Raw genomic sequence first — 3,488 nt, 5'->3', positions numbered from 1 at the left:
TCAAAATCCACAAACCACTGCTTATAAATCGCCTGAGCAGTCTCTTCCAGCTTTTTATTAAGCTCTTCGTTCAGTTTTATGCGGTTGACAACGGTATTGTATTCGGCAACAATTTCTTTCTGTTTTTCAATATCTGGTACAGGGAGTTCCATGTTGCAGAAGTCTTCCCATTCCAAACTGCCGCGAACACCGCCAACAGCATAAAAACAAGCCTCTCTATCAAATTCAGACCTGCTCATCCACATCATCAGATATTCGGGCAGTAATTTATTTGTATCAATAATTTCAAAAACAGGGTATGCCTGAGAAATGATTGCTTCTTTATAATCCTTTTGCAACGCAACAGGAATCTTTTTATCACGCCTGACTTGCATTAAGCTACACGCAAATTGACCTTTTTTAATAACTTTATAATTAGCCATATCAGTGCCGACAATATTTGCAACAGAGGGGATAAACTCTTTATTGACAGTCAAGCCTAAAAGCCTCTTAACGCTCAAATCAGAATTCCGATCATTAACAAGCTGGATATAATCCCCAATTTTTTTATAATTCGATTTCATATCCCAACTCTTTAAAAACTTTCAGCAAATCCTTTTTGGATTTCTCTTCTTCTTTTAAAAGCTTGCTGATATCTTTCTGCAGGGCTTTCATCTTGTCATCAAAATCAATATTTTCATCACGGTTGACAAACTCAATGTATTTGCTCGGAACAAGAGAGAAGTCTTTCTTTTTTATCTCTTCAAGGCTGGCACTGTAACAGAATTCAGGCGTATCTTTGTATAATGATGAATTATAAGTGCTGAATGCTGAATGATCCGATTTTAATTCATCATTCGTAATTCGACTTTCATCACTCTGCGCAGCAGTCTGCCAGTTGTGATAGGTTTCAGAAATTTTTAAAATATCATCCTCGGAGAACTGTATATATTTTTTTTCAAAAGGGATTCCCATTTCCCGCAGATCCATAAATAAAATCTCTTTTTCGCGGTTGCGGTATTTTTTTATTACGCCGTCATATTCTGCTGTTCGGGATCTTTTGTTTTTATTTAATATCCAGATAGTCACGCTGATATTTGTCGTGTAAAACATATTCTGCGGTAAAATCAGAATTGCTTCCACAATTCCGTTTTCAATCAGTTTTCTTCTGATTTTATATTCCGTGCCCCCGCCAGACAGCGCGCCGTTTGCAAGCAGAAACCCGGCTACGCCGTTTTCAGAAAGCTTGGAAACCATGTGCAGAATCCAGCCGTAATTGGCGTTACCAGTTGGCGGCACTTCGTAGCCATTCCAACGAGGATCATCTACAAGTTCAGTTGCAGCCCGCCACTGCTTCTGGTTAAAAGGCGGATTTGCCATTATGTAATCGGCTTTAAGATCTTTGTGCTGGTCACGGACAAAGGTATTTTCCGGCACATCGCCGAGATTCGCGGAAATCCCCCGGATGGCCAGATTCATCTTTGCCAATTTATAGGTTGTGGCTGTGTATTCCTGGCCGTATATGGCAATATTCTTTTTATTGCCGTGATGGCTTTCTATAAATTTTACAGACTGCACAAACATACCCCCGGAACCGCAGCAGGGATCGTAGATTTTACCTTTGTAAGGCTCTATCATGGTAGCAAGCAGATTTACAATGCTTTTTGGAGTGTAGAATTCTCCCTTGCCTTTTCCTTCCGCCAAGGCGAATTTACTTAAGAAATATTCATAAACCCTGCCCACAATATCCTGTTCTTTGTCTTTTAGCGTGTCAATATTGTTTATTGTGTCAAGGAGAGAAGAAAGTTTACTTACATCCAAATCCAGGCGCGAATAATAGTTATCAGGCAGAGCGCCTTTTAAAGCTGGATTTTTCTTTTCTACAGTAGCCAGTGCTGTATCGATTTTAAGAGCAATGTCGTCCTGCTTGGCGTTTTGTTTCAGGTAACTCCAGCGGGCATTTTCCGGCAGATAAAATACATTTTTCATGGTGTAAAATTCCACCATGTCAATATATTTCTCTTTTCCTTCGTCAATGAGTTCCTGTTTCCGTTTCTCAAATTTGTCGCTGGCGAATTTCAGGAAGATAAGACCTAAAACCACATGTTTATATTCGGACGGTTCAACTTTGCCGCGCAGTTTATTGGCGGAATCCCAGAGGGCTTCTTCCATGCTTTTTTGTTTTTTGTTTACTGTTTTTTTAGCCATTTATTTTCTCTATAATTCCTGTCTTTATATCTCTCTGCTCACATTTGTGGATCCGGCAAGTTTTACTGTCTATTCCTTTGCCCGCTAACGATTTTTATCTTAAATAAACCGAAATTTACCTGACAAAGTGCATTTCCATCCGCAAAATAATAATACCCGTACTTTCCTTTATTTGATTGAAAAGAGAATAATATAAAATTACAATATTCTGAGATAAAAGGCAACTTATTTCATTTAAATTTATTACATTCCTGTTGGAAAAATTTCTCATTTCTAAGTTTTTACAACTGTTTGCTCTTGAGATACATCCCCGTTACTGTTTTTTACTGGCCGGCTAATTCAGAAATCATTCATGGAGAATTAAAAGAAACAGCGGGCAAGGTTCGTCCGGACTTGAGGGAAAGGTACAAGCTTCTTGAGCTTAAAAGTGACCGTTGTCAAAGAACGATAATCAATTTAAAGATATACTTTTTACTTGACTTTCAGCAAGTAGTTTGTTGGTCAGCCTTTCTTATCTGCACATGTTTTCTTTGCGGGCTTCGCTGCACCGTCACACCCTTCCCCATGCCTGCACGTAGAAGCTGTGCGAAGGCGTGTGATCGGTCTTACCGTCTCTGAGTACTATGAAGTGATCTGACTCCCTGATCGCACATCAGACATTCTTCTTGTGGTTGAAATGCCTTACCTCTCAAAAGGAGGCTACAGGATATCCCAAGCCTGTCCTGAGCATTGTCGAAGAGTTCCTGATGCTTCTCTCATTACATGCCACGCTCTATAACCCCGGCAGTTCCTTGAGAATCTTACCTTATCGATTCTTTTGTGCTTTCCGACACGTTAAAATCGTCGCCAACTGCTTTGTTTACTCTTACGGGGCTGAATCGCTTTGGGGAAGTACGTCTCCCCTGCGGCCTACAATGTTCCTGTGCGCCCCAAAGGAAGTGCCCTTGGGGCATACGCTTCACCTGTATTGTTCGTCGATTTATTGACTCCGCCACAGGCGCAACACTCGGTACGGGTTGCTGGTTAGGCATTACCAGATAAAGACTTCCTGTCTGCCTTTGGCAGGGCACTCTATAAGAAGCACCAAGCTGCGCCTGGCGCACTAACCTTTTGAACTCACTGGTTTTTACGGAGCGGCCTGTGCTGAGCGAAGTCGAAGCAAGCAGAGTAAAAAGCCAGTGCAGTGGTTTGTTAGGATAAATTCTTAGAGGAAAAATATTACCTGACTATTTAAATCCCTGTTCTTTGTGTTTCATCGCGATAGTCTCAGCCAAATTCTCAAGAGCTTTAAAATCAACCTC

At 40.8% G+C, this 3,488-nt stretch carries 2 protein-coding genes; both read right to left on the bottom strand.

Annotated elements, in window-relative coordinates; translation table 11 throughout:
- Nucleotides 1–563, bottom strand: a 563-nt coding sequence (locus J7K93_11510) for a restriction endonuclease subunit S (protein ID MCD6117636.1), incomplete at its 3' end; no start/stop codon positions are given.
- Nucleotides 547–2,187, bottom strand: a complete 1,641-nt coding sequence (locus J7K93_11505; protein ID MCD6117635.1) for an SAM-dependent DNA methyltransferase — start codon at nt 2,185–2,187, stop codon at nt 547–549. The genes J7K93_11505 and J7K93_11510, both read right to left, overlap by 17 nt.
- Between the last annotated feature and the right edge of the window lie 1,301 nt (nt 2,188–3,488).

This window comes from bacterium (assembly GCA_021158245.1).
Classification (GTDB): domain Bacteria; phylum Zhuqueibacterota; class QNDG01; order QNDG01; family QNDG01; genus QNDG01.
This window is presented reverse-complemented; position numbering and strand designations above follow the sequence as displayed.